The 17,078-nt window shown below is 70.2% G+C and carries 28 protein-coding genes and 1 pseudogene; 11 read left to right on the top strand and 18 right to left on the bottom strand.

Features of this window, described 5'->3' with window-relative positions:
* Nucleotides 1-71: 71 nt before the first annotated feature.
* The 17 genes from HUW36_RS02610 to HUW36_RS02530 all read right to left on the bottom strand — a co-directional run bounded on the left by HUW36_RS02610 (nt 72) and on the right by HUW36_RS02530 (nt 6,914).
* A complete protein-coding gene (locus tag HUW36_RS02610) occupies nt 72-323 on the bottom strand; it encodes a hypothetical protein (protein WP_174526595.1) in 252 nt (83 codons plus the stop codon).
* Between the two features lie 82 nt (nt 324-405).
* A complete protein-coding gene (locus HUW36_RS02605; protein WP_174526594.1) occupies nt 406-660 on the bottom strand; it encodes a hypothetical protein in 255 nt (84 codons plus the stop codon).
* 79 nt (nt 661-739) lie between these two features.
* Nucleotides 740-1,324: a hypothetical protein gene (locus HUW36_RS02600; protein WP_174526593.1), complete on the bottom strand. Its 585-nt coding sequence runs from the start codon at nt 1,322-1,324 to the stop codon at nt 740-742.
* A gap of 80 nt (nt 1,325-1,404) precedes the next feature.
* A complete protein-coding gene (locus HUW36_RS02595) occupies nt 1,405-2,031 on the bottom strand; it encodes a hypothetical protein (protein WP_174526592.1) in 627 nt (208 codons plus the stop codon).
* A gap of 82 nt (nt 2,032-2,113) precedes the next feature.
* Nucleotides 2,114-2,428 carry a hypothetical protein gene (locus HUW36_RS02590; RefSeq protein ID WP_174526591.1) on the bottom strand — a complete coding sequence of 105 codons (315 nt, stop codon included), beginning with the start codon at nt 2,426-2,428 and terminating at the stop codon, nt 2,114-2,116.
* 68 nt (nt 2,429-2,496) lie between these two features.
* Nucleotides 2,497-2,766, bottom strand: a complete 270-nt coding sequence (locus HUW36_RS02585; protein ID WP_174526590.1) for a hypothetical protein — start codon at nt 2,764-2,766, stop codon at nt 2,497-2,499.
* Between the two features lie 78 nt (nt 2,767-2,844).
* A complete protein-coding gene (locus tag HUW36_RS02580; RefSeq protein WP_174526589.1) occupies nt 2,845-3,069 on the bottom strand; it encodes a hypothetical protein in 225 nt (74 codons plus the stop codon).
* A 105-nt stretch (nt 3,070-3,174) separates the two neighbouring features.
* Nucleotides 3,175-3,552, bottom strand: coding sequence for a hypothetical protein (locus HUW36_RS02575; protein WP_174526588.1), 378 nt, complete (start codon nt 3,550-3,552; stop codon nt 3,175-3,177).
* Nucleotides 3,553-3,634: 82 nt separating this feature from the next.
* On the bottom strand, nt 3,635-3,799 hold the full coding sequence (locus HUW36_RS02570; RefSeq protein WP_174526587.1) for a hypothetical protein: 165 nt from the start codon (nt 3,797-3,799) through the stop codon (nt 3,635-3,637).
* A 91-nt stretch (nt 3,800-3,890) separates the two neighbouring features.
* Nucleotides 3,891-4,319 carry a hypothetical protein gene (locus HUW36_RS02565; RefSeq protein WP_174526586.1) on the bottom strand — a complete coding sequence of 143 codons (429 nt, stop codon included), beginning with the start codon at nt 4,317-4,319 and terminating at the stop codon, nt 3,891-3,893.
* Between the two features lie 97 nt (nt 4,320-4,416).
* Nucleotides 4,417-4,656 (bottom strand): hypothetical protein, encoded by a 240-nt coding sequence (locus HUW36_RS02560; RefSeq protein WP_174526585.1) that lies wholly within the window; start codon nt 4,654-4,656, stop codon nt 4,417-4,419.
* Between the two features lie 69 nt (nt 4,657-4,725).
* A complete protein-coding gene (locus HUW36_RS02555; RefSeq protein ID WP_174526584.1) occupies nt 4,726-5,007 on the bottom strand; it encodes a hypothetical protein in 282 nt (93 codons plus the stop codon).
* 81 nt (nt 5,008-5,088) lie between these two features.
* Entirely contained in the window at nt 5,089-5,358 is a 270-nt protein-coding gene (locus HUW36_RS02550) for a hypothetical protein (protein WP_174526583.1), read from the bottom strand.
* Between the two features lie 93 nt (nt 5,359-5,451).
* The gene (locus tag HUW36_RS02545) at nt 5,452-5,640 is read right to left on the bottom strand and encodes a hypothetical protein (protein ID WP_174526582.1); all 189 of its coding nucleotides are present in this window, start codon (nt 5,638-5,640) and stop codon (nt 5,452-5,454) included.
* An 88-nt stretch (nt 5,641-5,728) separates the two neighbouring features.
* Nucleotides 5,729-6,121, bottom strand: coding sequence for a hypothetical protein (locus tag HUW36_RS02540; protein WP_174526581.1), 393 nt, complete (start codon nt 6,119-6,121; stop codon nt 5,729-5,731).
* Nucleotides 6,122-6,212: 91 nt separating this feature from the next.
* A complete protein-coding gene (locus tag HUW36_RS02535) occupies nt 6,213-6,371 on the bottom strand; it encodes a hypothetical protein (RefSeq protein WP_174526580.1) in 159 nt (52 codons plus the stop codon).
* A 138-nt stretch (nt 6,372-6,509) separates the two neighbouring features.
* Nucleotides 6,510-6,914, bottom strand: a complete 405-nt coding sequence (locus HUW36_RS02530; protein ID WP_174526579.1) for a hypothetical protein — start codon at nt 6,912-6,914, stop codon at nt 6,510-6,512.
* Between the two features lie 1,589 nt (nt 6,915-8,503).
* On the opposite strand from HUW36_RS02530, the gene HUW36_RS02525 reads away from it, so the two are divergent.
* The 8 genes from HUW36_RS02525 (at nt 8,504) to HUW36_RS02490 (ending at nt 14,717) form a co-directional block, all read left to right on the top strand.
* Nucleotides 8,504-8,854 carry a hypothetical protein gene (locus HUW36_RS02525; protein ID WP_174526578.1) on the top strand — a complete coding sequence of 117 codons (351 nt, stop codon included), beginning with the start codon at nt 8,504-8,506 and terminating at the stop codon, nt 8,852-8,854.
* Nucleotides 8,851-9,078, top strand: coding sequence for a hypothetical protein (locus HUW36_RS02520; RefSeq protein WP_174526577.1), 228 nt, complete (start codon nt 8,851-8,853; stop codon nt 9,076-9,078). The genes HUW36_RS02525 and HUW36_RS02520 overlap by 4 nt, the downstream gene beginning before the upstream one ends.
* A 349-nt stretch (nt 9,079-9,427) precedes the next feature.
* On the top strand, nt 9,428-9,994 hold the full coding sequence (locus tag HUW36_RS02515; RefSeq protein ID WP_174526576.1) for a hypothetical protein: 567 nt from the start codon (nt 9,428-9,430) through the stop codon (nt 9,992-9,994).
* The gene (locus tag HUW36_RS02510) at nt 9,991-10,359 is read left to right on the top strand and encodes a hypothetical protein (RefSeq protein WP_174526575.1); all 369 of its coding nucleotides are present in this window, start codon (nt 9,991-9,993) and stop codon (nt 10,357-10,359) included. Before HUW36_RS02515 ends, HUW36_RS02510 begins: the two co-directional genes overlap by 4 nt.
* Before the next feature lie 74 nt (nt 10,360-10,433).
* Nucleotides 10,434-10,919, top strand: coding sequence for a phage terminase small subunit (locus HUW36_RS02505; RefSeq protein ID WP_174526574.1), 486 nt, complete (start codon nt 10,434-10,436; stop codon nt 10,917-10,919).
* A gap of 248 nt (nt 10,920-11,167) precedes the next feature.
* Complete coding sequence (locus HUW36_RS02500; protein WP_246247816.1) at nt 11,168-12,661, top strand: terminase large subunit; 1,494 nt, start codon at nt 11,168-11,170, stop codon at nt 12,659-12,661.
* A gap of 106 nt (nt 12,662-12,767) precedes the next feature.
* Entirely contained in the window at nt 12,768-13,073 is a 306-nt protein-coding gene (locus tag HUW36_RS02495; protein WP_174526573.1) for a hypothetical protein, read from the top strand.
* A gap of 24 nt (nt 13,074-13,097) precedes the next feature.
* Nucleotides 13,098-14,717, top strand: coding sequence for a phage portal protein (locus tag HUW36_RS02490; protein WP_174526572.1), 1,620 nt, complete (start codon nt 13,098-13,100; stop codon nt 14,715-14,717).
* 1 nt (nt 14,718) lies between these two features.
* On the opposite strand, the gene HUW36_RS02485 is transcribed toward HUW36_RS02490, so the two are convergent.
* Nucleotides 14,719-14,922: a hypothetical protein gene (locus HUW36_RS02485; RefSeq protein ID WP_174526571.1), complete on the bottom strand. Its 204-nt coding sequence runs from the start codon at nt 14,920-14,922 to the stop codon at nt 14,719-14,721.
* Between the two features lie 66 nt (nt 14,923-14,988).
* On the opposite strand from HUW36_RS02485, the gene HUW36_RS02480 reads away from it, so the two are divergent.
* The 3 genes and pseudogenes from HUW36_RS02480 to HUW36_RS34030 all read left to right on the top strand — a co-directional run.
* Nucleotides 14,989-16,320: a hypothetical protein gene (locus HUW36_RS02480; protein ID WP_174526570.1), complete on the top strand. Its 1,332-nt coding sequence runs from the start codon at nt 14,989-14,991 to the stop codon at nt 16,318-16,320.
* A gap of 92 nt (nt 16,321-16,412) precedes the next feature.
* A complete protein-coding gene (locus HUW36_RS02475; RefSeq protein ID WP_174526569.1) occupies nt 16,413-16,793 on the top strand; it encodes a hypothetical protein in 381 nt (126 codons plus the stop codon).
* Between the two features lie 92 nt (nt 16,794-16,885).
* Nucleotides 16,886-17,078: pseudogene (locus HUW36_RS34030) on the top strand (hypothetical protein); the annotation flags it as partial.

The following is a 17,078-nucleotide window of genomic DNA, read 5'->3' as shown; positions in this document are numbered from 1 at the left end:
ACTTCCTCCCGCCGTGCGACGGGCGGCGCCGCGCGGACCAGCTCGGCCCGCGCGGCACCGTCGGTGCACGGTCAGCCCTTCGAGCGCCAGATGGTCACCGTCTCGCCCTCGACCAGCTCGCCGATCTGGTGCTCCTGCGTCAGGTCGTTCGGTGCCCGGTAGCCCTCGATGGTCGCGCCGGACAGGTACCACTCGCCCTTGCGCGGCGGACGCTTCTCGCCGGTGGCCTTCACCCGCAGGTTCTGGCGGCCGGCGCCCCGCGGCAGCGGCTCGCCCGGCGCGACGGGGTACAGCTCGCCCTTCTGGAGCACGGTCTGCGACATCGTGTCGCCTCACTCTCTCCCGCTCGTGCGGCGGGTGGCAGCGCGCCGACCCAGGGGCCGGTGCGCCACCATCAACGCACGATCAGTCCTCACAGAGGATCGTCCGGGACACCTCCGCCCAGTCGATCCGGGTCTCCAGCTCGCCCGGGGTGAACGCCCGGCGGGTGTGCCACGCGGAGGATCCCGCCGGGGCGTCGTCCAGCACCCCGACCACGAACTGCTCCAGCTCCTCCAGGTCGCCGCATCGCGCGACCTCCTGCGCCTCGAACAGCACCTCCGAAGGGTCGTTGAGCAGCCACTTCTCCAGGTACTCCGTGCACACTTCGATGCTGTCCATCACAGCCCCTGCCTTTCTCCTCCACGCGGAGGTGGCAGCGCGCCGACCCGGGGGCCGGTGCGCCACCATCAGCGCGCGGTCAGCCGTCCAGCCGCTGTCGGGCGTACGCGACGATCTCCGGCATGGCGTCGAGCATGTAGAGCGTGCCGCCGGTGGGCAGCTTCCAGATGCCGTTGACCAGCTCCGGCTCCTGCCCGGTCTCGCGGATGTGGTCGGCGACGCGGCTCACGCGCTCCTCCCACTCCTCCCACTGCCGGGCGGAGCGCTGCGACGCCTTGAGCAGCAGGTCGTACAGTCGGCGCTGCTCGTCGTCGAGCTGGTCGACGACGCCCCACAGCCGCCAGCGTGCGTCGTGCACGGGGGTCAGCCCGTACTCGCTCACGCCGGTCCACTGCACGTGGCCCTCCCCGTCCAGGTACATCACGGCCATCAGCACGTAGGTGCTGCCCTTCGGCTTGTTCCACGGCTCCCCGGGCTTCTTCGGGTTCGTGGTCTGGGACATGAGCCGCTGCTGCCCCTTCTTGGCCCCCTTCTCGGCGGTCTCGATCCAGTACCGGATCTGGCACCGCAGCCGGAACCCGTACGGGTAGTCCTCGACCAGGTACGCGGACTCCTCGCCCGTGTGGCCGTGGAGGACCTGCACCCGCTCGATCGCTTCGCTCATCGTGAGCCCTGCCTCTCTCCTCCGTGCGGAGGTGGCGCGCCGCCGGACCTCTCGGCCCGGCGGCCACCGTCAGCGCACGGTCAGAACGGCGTGCCGTCCTCCTCGAACTCCAGCTCCATGTCGACGGCCTCGTCCCTCGCCCGCTCCTCGCCGGTCATGTACTCCCACTCGGCTTCCCCGGCCTTGGCGGCGTCGTGCAGCGCGTCCCGCACGGCCTGCTCCATCGCCCCCTCCGCGTCCTCCGAGAGCCTCGGCGCGGTGAGCGTGGGGCAGCCCTCATCGTGCGGGGCGTACGGGTCCGACGTGCAGGTGCACTCGGGGTCGGCCTCCACCACGCTGATCCGGGTGTAGTGCCGGCCCGCCTCCAGATCGACCCGCTCGATCTCGTCCACCCACGGCAGCGCGGGGGCGTTCTCCCGGTCGAGCGCGCCGCTCGCCTCGACGTAGAGCGGGTAGTCGATGCTCCACCCGTCGATCTGCACGCGGTCGATCCCGGGGAAGTCGCCCGCACCGAAGGTGTCCCAGCCGGGCGAGCGGAACTTCTCCGCCAGGGTGTAGACGATGTCCTGGCCGATGGTCTCCCGGTCGTGCTCGTCGAAGTAGCTCGCCCGCCGCTCGCGCAGCTTCTCGACGGCCTTCGCCTGCGCCTCCTCGGTCAGCTCCTCGAACGTGTAGACGGTCCACTCCTTGGTGATGGTGCGCGGCATGTCCGCACCCTGCCTTCCTCCACCCGTGCGGTGGTGGCGCGGGCACCCGGCCGAAGCCGGATGCCCCACCGTCAGCGCACGGTCAGCGCTTGCGGCACGACCCGTCGCAGTAGACGCTCTCGCCCTCGTGGGCTCCGTCCAGCGACTCGTGCCCCTCGCACTCGTTCTCGTCGTCGTCCTCGTCGTACTCGTACTCGTCCTCGGGGCCGCTGACGCACTCGACCGTCTTCACGTTGGCCTGCCCGATGGTCAGGTCGTGCAGCGTGACCCCCTCGTCGAGGTGCCAGTCCGGGTTGTCGGAGCCCAGCGCGTAGACCATCGTCCGCGCCTCGTCCTCGCTGTCCGCGTCGACGTGCAGCGTCACCGTCGCCGGAGCGTCGAACGTATACCTGCCCATGATCGAACCTCGTTTCTCCTCCGCGCGGAGGCGGCGCACCGCCGGACCCACCGGCCCGGCGGCCACCGTCAGCGCGCGACTCCCGCCCGGGTCAGGGCCGCATTCAGTGACCCGACGATCCCGTTGTCGTAGAGCACCCGGTCGCAGACGACCCGCTCTCCCCAGACCTCCGGGTAGGCCGCCTCGACCAGCTCCGCCACCGCGTCGCGGATCCGCTCGTACGGGCCGTGCTCCACCTGGTAGCCGGCGTTGCTGACCTCGTCCAGCGCGCGGCTGAACAGCGACAGCGCCTCGCGCATCTTGTCGTGGTCGACCGCCAGCGCTTCACCGTGCTCCATCACTCCACCTCGAATCTCCTGCCGTGCGGCAGGTGGCACGGCACCGGCTCTGCCGGTGCTGCACCAGGTGCGCACGGTTTAGTGCCCCTCAGAGATCAGGCGGTCGACAAGCTCGCCCAGGTCCCCGTAGTGCACCCACACATCCTCGGCCCCCTCGGAGTCGATGTAGCGGACCTCTACGGTGCTGTTCTCGCAGGTGTCGCAGTCCGGCCACTCGTTGCCGTCCTCGTTGTAGCCCCCTGCCCACGAGACAACCTCGCGCACATCACGCCCCCATGCCCGGATGTGCTCCGCGAGCGCCACCCGGAGAGCCTGTCCCAGTGCCGACATCCTTGGCCCCGCCTCTCTCCTCCCGTGCGGAGGTGGCGCGGGCCGGACTCTCGCCCGGCCCGCACCGTCAGCGCACGGTCACTCGTCGCACGTGCAGGTCTGCGAGCCGGACAGCCCCTCCCGGATCGTGTCCTCGTGCGTGTCCTCGAAGTGCTTCGCCCCCCGGTAGGTGGCGAGCGCGGTCCGGATCACGGCGTCCGGGTGCGCCTTGTAGATGGCGCGCATCCACTCGCGGTGCCCGTGCCAGCAGACCGCGTTGAGCCGCCGGCCGTTGTACCCCCGGCTCCTGTAGTGGTCCGGGTGCAGCGGCTGGATCCTGGCGTCGAACCGGATCCGCTGCCCGGCGTCGCGGGTGCGGACCTCGCTGCCCCCGGCGACCTCGACCCGCGCGCCGATCTTCTCGCCGGCCCGGTACAGGATCCCCGGGTCGGCACCCATCGGCAGGTCGATCTTCATCGTTCAGCCCTCGAATCTCCTGCACGTGCGGCAGGTGGCGGGGCATCGACCTCGCGGCCGATGCCCCACCAGGTGCGCACGGTCAGTCGAGCAGCATGAACTGCCCAACGTTGTTGCCGTTGTGGTCGCGCAGCCCGCCGATGGTCGCGCCGTCCGCGATCCGGTCGGCCGCCTCGCGCAGCAGCCGCGCCGCCTCTTCGGCCGCCTGCCCGTTCTGGAACGCGGCATTGTCGGTCTCGATCTCCACCCGGAGCATGTCGCCCCTCACTTTCTCCCGCCGTGCGACGGGTGGCAGCGCACCGGGGCACGCCCGATGCGCCACCATCAGCGCACGAAGGTCAGTCGGCCAGGTAGTCGGCCAGGTGCTCGCAGCCGGACTCCTCGCACGGCCAGACGTACAGCCGGGTGTTGTAGCTGATGTCCAGCGGGAACTTCTCGACCGCCAGCCGCTGCACGGTCTCCGCCCACAGGTCCGGCCGACCGGCGTACAGCGGCGCGTCGGCCCGCTTGTTGTCGAAGTTCGCCGCCAGCGTGTCCAGCTCCTCGGAGCGCGTCTTGATCTTCCACGCGTCCTCGTAGTCGCCGGCCTCCGCGATGCTGCGCGACGTCTCGTCCTCCGCGCTGGACGCGTCGCGCAGCTCGGACCGGATCAGGTCCGCCAGCGTCGGCATGTCGGTCGCGGTGCCGTACCCGTCCGACCCGTCCGGGCCGTACCCGGCCAGACCGGTGGCGACGTGCCAGTGGGTGACGGCGGTGGTCGTGGTCATGGTCAACCTCAGCAATCCCCTGCCCGTGCGGCAGGTGGCACGGGCACCCGCCCGGGGCACGCTGCCCCGGCCCGGATGCCCCACCGTCCACGCACGGTCAGCCCTCGTCCGCCCACATCAGGCAGGCGGTGTCGGTGTAGTAGGTGGTGCCGTCGTCCCAGCTGACGGTCGCACCGTAGGTGCAGTGCGCCCCGCCGGGCTTGATCACGCCCTCCTTCCCGTCGCAGTTGCGCACCCGTCGACCCTCGTTGCGGGTGTTGCTCTGATCCAGCCCGATCGTGATCCCGGGGAAGTCCGGGTGATCGTTGCGCGGAGTCGCCCCGAAGCTGTGCGGCATGTCATTTCCTCGATTCCTCCCGCCATGCACGGGTGGCCGGGCACCAGCCCTACGGCCGATGCCCCGCCATCAGCGCACGTCCGGCTTGACACTCCAGTTGATCAGCACCCGGTACTGCCCGTTCCGGACGTAGACGCCCTTCCGGTGCACCACGCTGGTGCCGAGCGTGTCGATCTCCTCCCCGGCCTTGTACGGGCCGCGCTCGGCGGTCAGCTTGATCTTGAACTTCTGGCCGGTGCTCGGGTCGCCTTCCGTGCCCGCGATGGACAGGACCCGGCAGGGCACGAGCCCGCTGAACGTGTCCCAGAACGCGAGATCCCCGGACGCGAGCGTGTACGGAACGTCGGGCATGGTCGCCCCTCACTCTCTCCCGCCGTGCGGCAGGTGGCACGGCACCGGACCGGAGTCCGATGCCGCACCAGGTGCGCACGGTCAGATGTGCTCCAGCGTCCGGTCGCAGGCGTCCGTGGCCTCGACCACGTACGTCACGCCGTTGACGGTCTCCTCCACCCGGCCGGTGCACTCCAGGTCGGCTTCCGTCGTCAGGTTGCGCCGGGTGTCGATCTCCAGGAAGGTTGCGTCATCCTTGACCGCCTGGAGCGCCCGGGTGAGCATCCGGTGCCACTGGTGCAGCGCCCACCCGGGGGTGGTGTGGCATTTCGCCCGGCCGGTCTCGCCGTCGATCACGTGGTAGTGGCGCATGGTTCACCTAGCCAATCTCCTGCCCGTGCGGCAGGTGGCACGGCAGGTCCCCACCATCCGGAGGACGTGCCGCACCAGGTGCGCACGGGTCGATCAGACGGCCCAGCCGGCGGCGCGGCAGACGCGGCGCACCAGCGTGGCCTTCCGGCCCCCGGTCTCCTCGTAGTTCAGGTCGCACAGTGCGCGCAGCTCGCCCTCCGTGAAGGACTCCGCCAGCACCAGCGCGTCCGCCGCACCCTCCGCCTTCACGAGCCGGGTGTAGAGCGTGTCGATGTTCCGCATGGTGAAACCTCAGCCAATCTCCTGCTCGTGCAGCAGGTGGCACGGGCACCCGGGCACACAGCCCGGATGCCCCGCCGTCCACGCACGATCAGTACGCCCACCCGGCCGCCACGCAGGCATGCTGCACGTAATAGCGCAGCGCCCACAGGTCGGCCACCTCCGGCGTCATGTTGTCCGGCCCGCCCATCTCCCGCTCGATCGCGTCCAGGATCAGCGGACGCTCCCGCTCCACCCGGGTCCACTCCTGACCGGGGTCGCAGCACCGCTGCGACAGCTTGCCCGTCGTGGCGAACATGCCGAACGGCAGGTCCCGGATGGCCGGGCTGCTGTAGCGCGCCGCGATCTCCCGCGCCACCTCGGGGTGCACGGGGATCCCGGTCCGCTGGCACTCCGCCACCTGCTCGTCGACGTAGCGGCTGGTGTTGTCGGCCGGCTCCGGCAGGGTCTCCGCCGGGGCGATGTGGTGGCCGATTCCGCGCATGATGCTCCCTCGATTCTCCCGCCGTGCGGCAGGTGGCGACGGCAGGTACCGGCAGGGCCGGGACGCGCCGCACCAGGTGCGCACGGGTGGATCAGACGCCGAACAGTTCCAGCGCGGCGGCCGGGTCGATGATCTCCCCCCGGTCCCATGCCCAGAGGACGAACCCGGCGGGGGTGGGCCGCGTGACGGTCCCGTCGCCGTTGATCTTCGTGCAGGTCGCCGTGACGTACTGGGCGAACAGCTCAGCCATGGTTTCGGCCCTTCTCTGGACACAACCCACCCCGCCCGGGGCAGGCTCCCGCCGTGCGGCAGGTGGCGACAGGGCAGACCAGGCCGCGGAGCGCGGCCGGGCATGCCCAGCACCAGGGGCGCACGGATGGATCACTTCCTAGCGGAGCCGGGCCGGACCTTCGGCGCGCTCCCACTGCCGGCGTCCGGGCAGGTCGTATCCGCGATTCCCCGCCGTAATGTCGACCTTGCGGGCGTTGAACTTGCCGACCGTGATCTCACGGCCACCCGTCCGGACCGAGAATCCGCCCACCTCGCCGGCCCACTTGCCGTCGGAGTAGCGCGGCTTCCCGGGCACCCGCTGGTGCTTCGACTGCACATTCCCGGCCGGGAGTGGTTCTACATACCCGCCTACAGGCACCTCGTCCCACTCTTCAAACGTTCGACGGGTGCCGTCGACAAAGACGATCGTGACGGTCGGCACCCCGTAGCGCATGCCCGGAATCCGGGTCTTGACTTTCTGTCCGCCGACCGTCTGGCCGGGGCGAATGCTCTTTGCACGCATGGTGCCTCCTTGTCGTTAGTGGGTAGTGATTTGCTTCGCCCACGCAGGCAGGTGACGCACCGCCGGCCGACCGTCCTATCCCGCCCGGTCGACGGTGTCTCATCCGCTTACGTGGTCCGATTTAGCGGGGGGCACCGTGCGAACTAGGCACGGTGCCCCCGCGATCGTTCAGCTTTTGCGCTTACCCGCCGTTGCGGATTCCGGGCTTTGCTCCCGGACTCAGCGCGCGTTCTACTCCCGTGCTCCGGTGCCCCGGGCGGGAGCCATACGCTCCGACCATGGCGCAGTCATTCCGCCGCACGCCCTTATGGCGCTATTAGCACGCGGTTTGACTGCCGGTATCGGCGTTCTAAGGGATACAGCGCTTGCGCGCTTCCCGGTCTCTCACCGGGACCCACATCCTTAAAGGGTTTCCGCACCTCTGTCCATCCCGGAGGGTAGTGCGGGTTTCGCATGCCGCCACGTCCGATGTTGTCTGACACAGCCGCTGTATTGTTTTGTCAAAAAGCAACCGCACACCCTCTGAGCAGCGCAGGAGCGCTCCCGTTGGGGGCGACCCCGGTTTCCCGGGGGTCTTAACCCTCTCACATCCCCTGGCGTGCTGTCAACCGGAGTTTTCAGCCCACCCGGATCAATGATCCGGCCGCCGCCCGGTTTCCCGGGCCGCTTAACCCTCTCACGTTCCCCGCTTGCTGTCAACCGGAGTTTTCAGCTCGCCGGACCCGTGCCCCGGATGCCCAGGAAAGGGCAGACCGGTGGCTAGGTTTACGGAAGGTGCACCGTAGGTGCCGCAATCCGTGGGACCGGAGTCCCCTAGCCGCCCCGGTTTCCCGGGGGCCTTGACCCTCTCACGTGCCCGGCCAGTCTGTCAACCTGAGTTCTCAGCCTGCCCGGATTGGTCATCCGTTGGCCCCCGTGGGGACGGGAGCTAAGCCGATCGGCTCTGCAAGATTCCCGCCCCTTCCCCCCGTGGCGCTTGAATCGCGCCGACCCGGGGGGCCGGTAGTGCCGTGCCCCGCAAGCGGAGCCATTACAGACTGAGCCATGCCCTGCCCGCTGTCAACCCCCGTTTTCAGACCGGGCACTGTGTTGTCTTCTGTGCGTTGTGCGTATGCATGCGGGCGCGATCGAACACCATTACCTGCCGGTAATCAAGAGCTAGAAGACATTTACCGATATCGAATTGATCTTGAACCCATGCATACGATCCCCCCGGCCACCTCGCGAAAGTCGCCCAGCGTGGCTCTGAGACCTTTTTCGATGATTCTCGAAATTAGCTGCAATGCCCTCTAAACGGACACCCTGACGAACGGATGATTTCAGGGGTCGGCCGTTCGGCACCTTGACAACGGGAGCGCGCACGCCCCCACGGGGGGACCCACCCCCGGGGGGTGGCCGGCCCACCGGAACGTTCTGGGCCTCGCGGTGCGTACGGGTTCGAAAACTTTGGGTGCCGAAGTTTCGGGGCATTTGGCACTTCAGCCCGCATCGTGTCATCGTGGGTGCACGGGTGATCTCTACCCACACGGCGCACGAAGCCCCAGGTCAGCAGCTGACCTGGGGCTTCAGTGCATCCAGGGGAGGTGCTGGTGAGGATCAACCGCGACGCCTACATCACCCGCGCCCAGGCCCAGATGGTGACCGCCGTGAGCGCCGATTCGATCGGGAAGTGGCGCGCCCGTGGCTGGTTGAACGCCGACGGGGAGCGCCAGTACCTCCGGACCAAGCGGCTCGCCAACGGCAACCTGCTCTACCGGCTCGGGGACATCCTCGACGCCGAGCGCGACACCGCGCTCAACCCGAACTCGCGGCGAGGCAGCACGAGGCCCGCGGCTCAGCTCCGAGCGACCAGCCCTTCGGGGCGCCGGGCGCCGAGCATTGAGGCGGCCCCGCAGGAGATCTCCTCGCCGCGTTCTCGTCGGCTGCTGGCGGCAGCATGACGTCGCCCCGCGTCAAGCGGGCCCGCACCCGCATCGCCTGGTGCCTGCTCGTCGGCTCGATCGCCGGCTGGCCGGCGTCGGCCTGGTGGGTCTGGTGGTACCGCAGCGGCTTCGACCCGTTCGAGCAGCTGATGCTCTTCCTCTCCTGGCTGGCGATCACGATCGTCGCCGCGGACTTCCTCACCACGTCGCAGGTCCACGAAGAGCAGGGCGGCCGGGACTGAGTTCTCGCCGGCGCCGGCGAGGGGGTGCCGGTGTCTGGGAAGTGGTCGTCGAGCACGCGCCGATCGAGGCTCCCGTCGAACTGGCAGCAGCTGCGCGCGGATGTGCGCGAGCGCGCCGGCGGCCGGTGCGAGTTCATCGGCGATGACGCCCGCCGCTGCCGGGAGGCTGGCCGGGATTGCGACCACATCGTGCCTGGCGACAATCATGATCTTTCGAACCTTCAGTGGCTCTGCCCTGGGCACCACTCGAAGAAGAGCGCCCAGGAGGGCGCCGCAGCGCGGCCCCGCGAGCGCCGGCCGGCCGAGAAGCACCCCGGGCTGCTGTAGTCCCCGAACCTCTGGAGGTGCGGTGACGACGGTGGTTGCTGCCGCGGTTGACGGCAAGGTCTTCATGGCCGCTGACTCGGCAACGAACGTCTACGAGCGGCCGGTCGTCGGCGGCATCCGCAAGCTGCTGCGGCTCAAGGCCGGCGCGCTGGGTGAGGTGCTGCTGGGTGTGGCCGGCGCCGGCGGGTTGCCGGGATGCATTCAGGCGAGCCTGCAGATCGACTCCGTGCCCCTGGAGGATGAGGACGTCGACGCCTGGGCGCACGCCATCGCCTGCGCGATCACGGAGATCGCCACCGAGGCGGGCCTACTGGAGGACGGCAGCCTCTCCGGCAGCGTGCTGCTCGGCTGGAACGGCCACCTCTGGACCCTCGGCCACGCCTGCGCGTGCGCGCACCCGGATGGCCGGGCGGCGATCGGCTCAGGCGAGGGGCCGGCGATGGGCGCCCTGGACGTGCTCCTCGACGACGGCGCCGATCCGGCGTATGCGGTGGTCCGGGCGACGCAGGCCGGCATCCGGCTCGATCGTTTCTCCGAGGGCCCGGTCAACGCCGAGGTCCTCGGCCCGGCGGATGAGGACGACCAGTGAGCGGCTTCGGCGGCGCCGAGATGCGCCGGTACAGCGCGTTCGACCCGGGCGAGGTTCACCGGGACATGGAGGCCAATCCGGCCGCGACGATGCGGGCGCTGGCGAAGAGCCCCGCCGCGGCCGAGGCGCACAAGAACTGCTCGGCGTGCGCGGAGCTGACGAAGGCCCTGACGCCGGAGACGTCTCCGCGGGCCAAGGTCGTGCTCTCGATGCCGCAGCTGGTGAACGCCCTGAAGCTGCCGCCCGGCACCCGCGCGGTGCGGATGTACGTCACCAACGACCCCCAGCTGCTGCACCTGGTCCTGGAGGGCGAGCACTTCGACGAGGTGCCGCTGACCGCAGAGACCCCGCGAGCGCAGCTCTGACCACTACTTCTTCTCGCGAGCGGTGACACCCGGCATGGGCGCGCTGCTCCTTCCCGCCATGGGAGTTGATCAGCATGAAGCCTGGACCGGCCGGCAAGGCCAACAAGCACGGAAGGGCCACCGCCGTTGGCGAGTGGACCGAGGTGCTGAACATCCCGTACGACGGACCGTCCCTCGACCTGCCGAAGGCGAAGCGCGGTGGCCCGAAGTGGCTGCCCGAGGTCGAGGCGTGGTGGGAGGTCGTGCGGAAGATGCCGCACTGCGTGCTCTGGGAGGCGGCCGACTGGCTGTTCGCCCTGGAGACCGCGTACGCCAAGAACGACTGGTGGCTGGAGTACAACTCCGGCGTCGTGCACACCACGAAGTCGACGGAGATCCGCCGGCGTGAGGACCAGATGGGCTTCACGCGGGAGGCTCGCCGCAAGCTCATGATCCGCTACGTCGAGCCGGTCGAGGACGTCGTCGAGGAGCCGGAGCCCGGCGCCGGCGGCACGGCCGCGAAGGGCGGCGGCAAGGTCATCCAGATGGACGACCGCCGCGCCCGGGTGGCGGCGGGCTGAGCCATGCCGCGGACCCTGGTGCGAGCGCCGGGCACTGACCGCAACCGCAGCCTTGGATGGCTCGCTTCGGCCTGGATGGAGCACTTTGTGCGCCACGGCAGGGGCGGCGTGATCGGGCAGCCGATCCGCCACGGTGACGAGATGCTCGGCTTCATCGTCGACTGCTACGCCCTGGATGAGAACGGGCGAAGCCCTTACGATTCGGTCTTTTTCAGCCGCCCTAAGGCCTGGGGCCGGCGCGCTTCGGCGTGCCGGCCCCAGGCCCAGGCAAGGGCTGTGACAAGAGCGGCCTAGCCGCTCGATTCGCGCTGTTCGAGGCGCTGGGTCCCTGCCGGTTCGCCGGCTGGGCCAAGGGCGGTGAGGTCTACCGGGACCCGTGGGGTCTGGGCTTCGCCTACCGCTACCAGCCGGGTGAGCCGATGGGCAAGCCGGTCGCCTATCCCATGATCCGGATCATGGCCACGGAGGAGGGCCAGAGCGGGAACATCTACGACTCGGTCTACTACAACCTGACCGACGCCGAGTGCCCGCTGTCGCACGTCCCCGGCGTTGATGCCGGTCTGACCCGCGTGTTCCTGCCTGAGGGCGGGGAGATTCGGCCGTCGACCGCGTCGTCCGCCTCGAAGGACGGTGGCCTCGAAACATTCGTGGCCTTCGATGAGACACACCTCTACACGACCCCTGAGCTGCGGCGCATGTATGACACCACGAGCCGCAACCTGCTCAAGCGCAAGGCCGAGGGCACCTGGTACCTGGAGACGACGACGATGTTCGCCCCTGGAGAGAACAGCGTCGCCGAGTCCACGTACGAGCTGGCCGAGGCGATCAAGGAGGGGCGCACCCGCCGCCACCGGCTGCTCTACGACCACCGCTGGGGCGAGGTCGCCGACCTGACCAAGGCCGACCAGCTGCGGGTCGCGATCGAGGAGGCGTTCGGCGAGGCCATTGCCTGGCAGGACATCGAGTCGATCATCGACGAGTTCTACGACCCGCGCAAGCAGGTCGCGGACTCCCGGCGCTACTTCCTCAACGCCCAGACCAGCGCGTCCGACGCCTGGATCACGGCCGAGGAGTGGGCGGCCTGCGGCAAGGCAGAGAAGAGGCTCGTCGACGGCGACGTGGTCACCCTCGGGCTCGACGGCGCCGTCCGCGACGACGCGCTCGCGGTCGTCGCCTGCCGAGTCTCCGACGGGCACATCGAACTGCTCGGCGCGTTCCAGAAGCCGGCCGACTACCACGGCGACGACTGGCGGGTGGACCTGCAGGCCGTCGATGCGCTCATCGCCAGCACGATGCAGCGCTTCCGGGTGGTCGCCTGGTACATGGACCCCCCGTACATGCAGGAGCTGTGCGACAAGTACACCGCTGAGTACGGCGAGCAGATGCAGGTCAAGGCGTCGCAGGGTCGCCCGCTTGAGTGGTGGACGAATCGCCCCCGGGCGATCGTCAGCGCCCTGGAGCGCTTCTACGAGGCGGTCCGCGCCAAGGAGCTGTCCTACACCCCCGAGTACGACCTGATGGACGAGGAGAAGGCGCGGGCGGTCACGCTCAAGGCGCACATCCTCAACGCCCGTCGCCGGGTCAGCCGCTCGGGCATCACCATCTCGAAGGACTACCCGAAGAGCCCCCGCAAGATCGACGGCGCGATGGCCGCCGTGCTGGCCTTCGAGGCGCGCGGCGACTGCCGCGCCGCCGGCGTGGGCGACGAGGGCGGCGGCTTCGTGCCGATCCGGCTCCGCTGAGGAGGTGCCCGTGATCGTGCTTCGTGGCTACCAGCTCTACCGGCGACACGCGGAGCATTACCTCCGCCGAGTGGGAGCCGCGGAGCAGCACAGGCACAGGGGTTACGTGGGTCGCCCGCGCCACTGGCTGTGGTGGGCGCTGGTCGACGAGTGGCAGAGCGCGGAGCTGAGGCTCCGCGCCGCCTTCGACGTGCACGTGCCGCTGCCGCGCCCCTGGGACCTGGCACTGAGCCGCTGGGTCGGGGACCGCATCGAGCGGCGCGACCCGGGCTGGATCGACCACGACGAGGAGCTGCCGGGCGTCTGCGACGTCTGCGAGGCCCGCCGGAGGGTTGGCCGCGCACTGCCGGCCCACCCCGCCTGCCTGGCCGCTCTGGAGCGCGCCGCCGACGTGTACGCCAGCAGCCGGTGACGGCCAACCTGGAAGGGGGTGTCGGTGGCGATCGACGTGACCCAGCGGCGCTCCCCGGGGTGGTGGATGCAGCGGCTGTTCAACCAGCTGGCTGACCGCACGCGCCGCAACCGGCTGACGCTGCTGCACGACTTCGAGCGCGGCGAGGCCCCGCTGCCCGACGGGCTGGAGGCCGCCCGCGAGAGCTTCCGGATCTTCCTTCGCCAGTCCCGCTCGAACTTCGCCGGCCTGATCGTCAACGCGGTCGCCCAGCGGATGACCCCGACCGGCTTCCGGACGGCGGTCGACAACGACGAGACCGGCGACGGCGAGGCCGCGGCGCTGTGGAAGCGCGCCGGCATGGACGTCCGCTCCACCGACCTGCACAAGCTGATGCTGACGATGGGCGAGGCCTACGTCATCGTCGGGCCCGTCGACGCGGAGACCGGCGCGCCGGTCATCACCGCCGAGGACCCGCGCACGATGGTGGGCGAGCCGGACCCGGCGATCCCGTGGCGGCTGCAGGCGGCGCTGAAGGTGCAGCACGACGACGTCGACGGCGTCGACCGGGCCTACCTGTACCTGCCGGGCAAGGTCTACGTGGCCACCCGGATGAACCAGGTGGGCACGCCGCTGGGCACGTCGGTGCCGAACCCGGGCGCGGCGTTCGTGATGTCCTTCGACCCGCGCAGCTGGGAGTGGGACACCGAGCGCGGCGGCGCCAGCGGCCAGGCCCTGCCGCACTCCCGGATGCCGGTGGTGCGGTTCGTCAACGAGGACGGCCGGGGCGAGTTCGAGGAGCACATCGATCTCCTCAACCGGATCAACAACGTCGTCCTGCACCGGATGACGATCAGCACCCTGCAGGCGTACAAGCAGCGCGCGATCAAGGGTGTGCCGGACAAGTATCCGGCGGGGCACCCGAAGGCCGGCCAGCCCATCGACTACACCGGCGTGTTCTCCATGGACCCGGCGGCGCTGTGGCTGCTTCCCGCCACGGCGGACATCTGGGAGTCCGGCCAGGTCGACCTCAGCGGCATCCTGCAGGAGGCCAAGGACGACATCCAGACCCTCAGCGCGGTCAGCAAGACCCCGATGTCGCAGTTCATGCCGAGCGGGCAGAACCAGTCGGCCGAGGGCGCGAGCGCGCAGCGCGAGGACCTGGTGTTCAAGTGCGAGGACCGGATCACCCGCACCTCGCACCCGTGGGCGTGGGTGATGAGCCTGGCCTTCGAGGTGCTGGGCATGCGCGAGCGCGCGGACCTGGCCAAGCTGGAAGTGATGTGGCGCTCCCCGATGCGCCTGTCGCTGGCCGAGCGCGCCGACGCCTCCACGAAGGCCACGGACATCCCGTGGCGCACCCGGATGTCGAAGATCTGGGAGTTCCCGATGGCCGACATCGACCGCATGCAGACCGAGCGGGCCGACGAGATGCTCTTCGAGGCTCAGCTGGCCGCGCAGGCCGCGCAGCTGGTGGGCAGCGATCTGGCGCCGCAGGGCCCGCCGGGCTCCCGGCCGCCGCGCCCGCAGCAGGACGTGCCGGCCGCTTCGGCGCAGGTGCCTCAGGTGCCGACGCCGGCGGACCCCCTCGCCACTCCGGCGCAGGGTCTGCCGACGCCCACGCCGGCGACCGCTCGGCCGGCGCGGACTGCGCGGGCCGGCTGACCTACCCACGGTCGAGGAGGTCGCGCAGCGCCTCGTCGACGCCGTCGCCGGCGGAAAGCTCCGAGATGTCGACCATCAGGTTCAGCGTCTGCACCGGATCGAGGTTGAGGACCTGCATCCGGCGTAGCGCGAAGGCCATCACGGCCGGGCTGTCGGTGAACAGGGCAAGGCGCATCAGGGTCTCGGCCGCATTGAGTTCGCTCATACCAGTTGAGTGCCGCCGCGGCGTCGGGCGTGCAACGCGCCGGGGGACTTTCTCGGGGGTGGAGCGGTGCCGGACGCGCAGGGCCAGCTCACTGCTGGCGAGCTGGCGCAGATCTACGCGCTGGTGCAGACGTACACGGCGATCCGCGAGCAGCTGACCCAGCTCGCGGTCGCCGGCGCACAGGCCCCGTTTCGGGCGCTGGCCAACTGGTACGACACCGGCCTGATCACCGTGGCGGCGCTGGACGCGCTGCGGGTGGTGCAGCCGGCGCAGCGGCGCATGGCCGAGGTGACCGACGCCTACCTGGCGCGGGCGCTGAGCACCATGACCGGCACGACGCACCGGCCGATCGGCCCGGTGGACGTGACCCGCCTGCGCCGCGAGCTGACCGACGAACTGGCCGACGTCATCGACGACCTGGACGACCTGGAGGTCATCCCCTCCGGGGAGATGCACCTGGTCGACTTCTTCGACGACGACTACCCGTTCGACGACGACGCCGACTGGGACGACGAGGCAGCCTGGGACGACGGCGCCTGGGAAGACCCCGCTTTCGATGAGGACCAGGACGTCAAGCGCGTCGAGCGCCCCCGGGAGCCGGTACTGCGCGAGCGGTACCCGGAGCCCGAGCTGGCCGACGCCGAGCCCGCCGACATGGTGGAGGTCTACTCCCGGGTCGCCGCGGAGTACCGCTACCGGGTGTCGCGGGGGGAGCCGAAGGCGCAGGCCAAGAAGGCCGCCCTGGATCGCGCCGCGACGATCGCCCAGATGGACGTCTCCCTCGCTGGCCGCGAGCAGGAGTACGAGGTGTTCCGGCAGGTCGACGACCGGGAGATCATCGGCTACCGCCGGATCCTGCGGCCGGAGCTGAGCAAGTCGGGCACCTCCTGCGGCCTGTGCGTGGTGGCCGCGGACCGGATCTACCACCGCGAGCACCTCAAGGAGATCCACGCCAACTGCCACTGCGCGGTCCTGCCGGTGCGGCGCACCGCCGACCCGGGCCTGCAGCTCAACGAAGAGGACCTGGCGCGGCTCTACAGGGCCGCCGGAAGCACCGGTGGTGGCAAGCGGCAGTTCGGCGCCCTGAAGTACGTCCGGGTGGTCATCACCGAGGACGGCGAGCTGGGCCCGATCGTCGCCGAAGCCCCGGAGTCGCTACGCAGGGACGGCGGACGATCCCGCCGGCGCGGCGCGAGGGTCGCGCAGCTGGAGCGTAAGCGCGGCAAGTACCGCACGCTGACGCCGCAGGAACGCATCCCGGGCCTGGAGCGGCACGTCGCCGAGCTGCGGCAGCGCTACCTCGCGGGCGAGACGAACCTTGCCGGCGCCATCACCTACGCGGAGAAGCTCGTCGACGAGGTCCGCGCCCAGCTGCGCCCCGAGACCGTCCAGCTGTAGCCGCACCACCGAGACCAGGGCCAGCCGGCGCGAGGGGATGCGCGCCGGCTGGCCCTTCTACATCCCCACGCATCCCCGGCTTGGAGCCCGCCATGCGTCTTCGAATCATGAACCTGCCCGACCAGCTGGTCGACGGCGCGATGCACAACCACTTCATCCTGGTGCTCGACAGCTGCCCCGTGGCCGGCAACCCCGAAGTCAGCGAGAAGTTCGACAAGTTCGCCCGGCGCGCCGGCGCCGGCGGCGGCCTCATCTCCAACGTCCCGATCGACATCGAGGACGGCGAGAAGGCGAGCGCTGAGCTGGTGGCCGAGGTGGTCGAGACGCTCGACGAGCTGATCACCAAGCGCCTCGACGAGCACCAGGCCGCGCGGCGAGTCCAGTGGACCTTCACGCCCGCGACCGCGACCAACCCCACCCGGCTGACGCGGCTCCTGCGCGACATCAACGCGAGCGGCCGGCAGGGCCGCTGAGCAGCTCGCTTCCACAGACCACCCGCCCTTCGAGGCGGGTTTTTTCATGCCCGGCATGGGCGCTTATCCGACCAACCCGACATGGGGAGATCATGCTGTTTCAGTCCGACCTGCCGGTTCACCCGCACCTGACTCACCCGCGCACGGGCGAGCCGCTGCGGGCCCTCGGCCTCACCAAGCGCGGTACCGCGATCTGGCCCGTCATGGGTGGTTCGCAGCCGACCGGTGAGCCCCCGGCGCCGAGCACCCCGCCCGCCCCGGCCCCCGCGCCGGCACCGGCCCCCG

Source organism: Micromonospora maritima, assembly GCF_902825405.1.
Taxonomy (GTDB): Bacteria; Actinomycetota; Actinomycetes; order Mycobacteriales; family Micromonosporaceae; genus Micromonospora; species Micromonospora maritima.
Note: the sequence above shows the minus strand (reverse complement) of the source record. Positions and strands in the feature narration are given on the sequence as shown.

Coding starts and splice junctions, on each gene's coding strand:
- HUW36_RS02610 (WP_174526595.1), bottom strand. CDS start 323: ATGTCGCAGACCGTGCTCCAGAAGGGCGAGCTGTACCCCGTCGCGCCG.
- HUW36_RS02605 (WP_174526594.1), bottom strand. CDS start 660: ATGGACAGCATCGAAGTGTGCACGGAGTACCTGGAGAAGTGGCTGCTC.
- HUW36_RS02600 (WP_174526593.1), bottom strand. CDS start 1,324: ATGAGCGAAGCGATCGAGCGGGTGCAGGTCCTCCACGGCCACACGGGC.
- HUW36_RS02595 (WP_174526592.1), bottom strand. CDS start 2,031: ATGCCGCGCACCATCACCAAGGAGTGGACCGTCTACACGTTCGAGGAG.
- HUW36_RS02590 (WP_174526591.1), bottom strand. CDS start 2,428: ATGGGCAGGTATACGTTCGACGCTCCGGCGACGGTGACGCTGCACGTC.
- HUW36_RS02585 (WP_174526590.1), bottom strand. CDS start 2,766: ATGGAGCACGGTGAAGCGCTGGCGGTCGACCACGACAAGATGCGCGAG.
- HUW36_RS02575 (WP_174526588.1), bottom strand. CDS start 3,552: ATGAAGATCGACCTGCCGATGGGTGCCGACCCGGGGATCCTGTACCGG.
- HUW36_RS02565 (WP_174526586.1), bottom strand. CDS start 4,319: ATGACCACGACCACCGCCGTCACCCACTGGCACGTCGCCACCGGTCTG.
- HUW36_RS02560 (WP_174526585.1), bottom strand. CDS start 4,656: ATGCCGCACAGCTTCGGGGCGACTCCGCGCAACGATCACCCGGACTTC.
- HUW36_RS02555 (WP_174526584.1), bottom strand. CDS start 5,007: ATGCCCGACGTTCCGTACACGCTCGCGTCCGGGGATCTCGCGTTCTGG.
- HUW36_RS02550 (WP_174526583.1), bottom strand. CDS start 5,358: ATGCGCCACTACCACGTGATCGACGGCGAGACCGGCCGGGCGAAATGC.
- HUW36_RS02545 (WP_174526582.1), bottom strand. CDS start 5,640: ATGCGGAACATCGACACGCTCTACACCCGGCTCGTGAAGGCGGAGGGT.
- HUW36_RS02540 (WP_174526581.1), bottom strand. CDS start 6,121: ATGCGCGGAATCGGCCACCACATCGCCCCGGCGGAGACCCTGCCGGAG.
- HUW36_RS02535 (WP_174526580.1), bottom strand. CDS start 6,371: ATGGCTGAGCTGTTCGCCCAGTACGTCACGGCGACCTGCACGAAGATC.
- HUW36_RS02530 (WP_174526579.1), bottom strand. CDS start 6,914: ATGCGTGCAAAGAGCATTCGCCCCGGCCAGACGGTCGGCGGACAGAAA.
- HUW36_RS02520 (WP_174526577.1), top strand. CDS start 8,851: ATGACGTCGCCCCGCGTCAAGCGGGCCCGCACCCGCATCGCCTGGTGC.
- HUW36_RS02505 (WP_174526574.1), top strand. CDS start 10,434: ATGAAGCCTGGACCGGCCGGCAAGGCCAACAAGCACGGAAGGGCCACC.
- HUW36_RS02485 (WP_174526571.1), bottom strand. CDS start 14,922: ATGAGCGAACTCAATGCGGCCGAGACCCTGATGCGCCTTGCCCTGTTC.
- HUW36_RS02475 (WP_174526569.1), top strand. CDS start 16,413: ATGCGTCTTCGAATCATGAACCTGCCCGACCAGCTGGTCGACGGCGCG.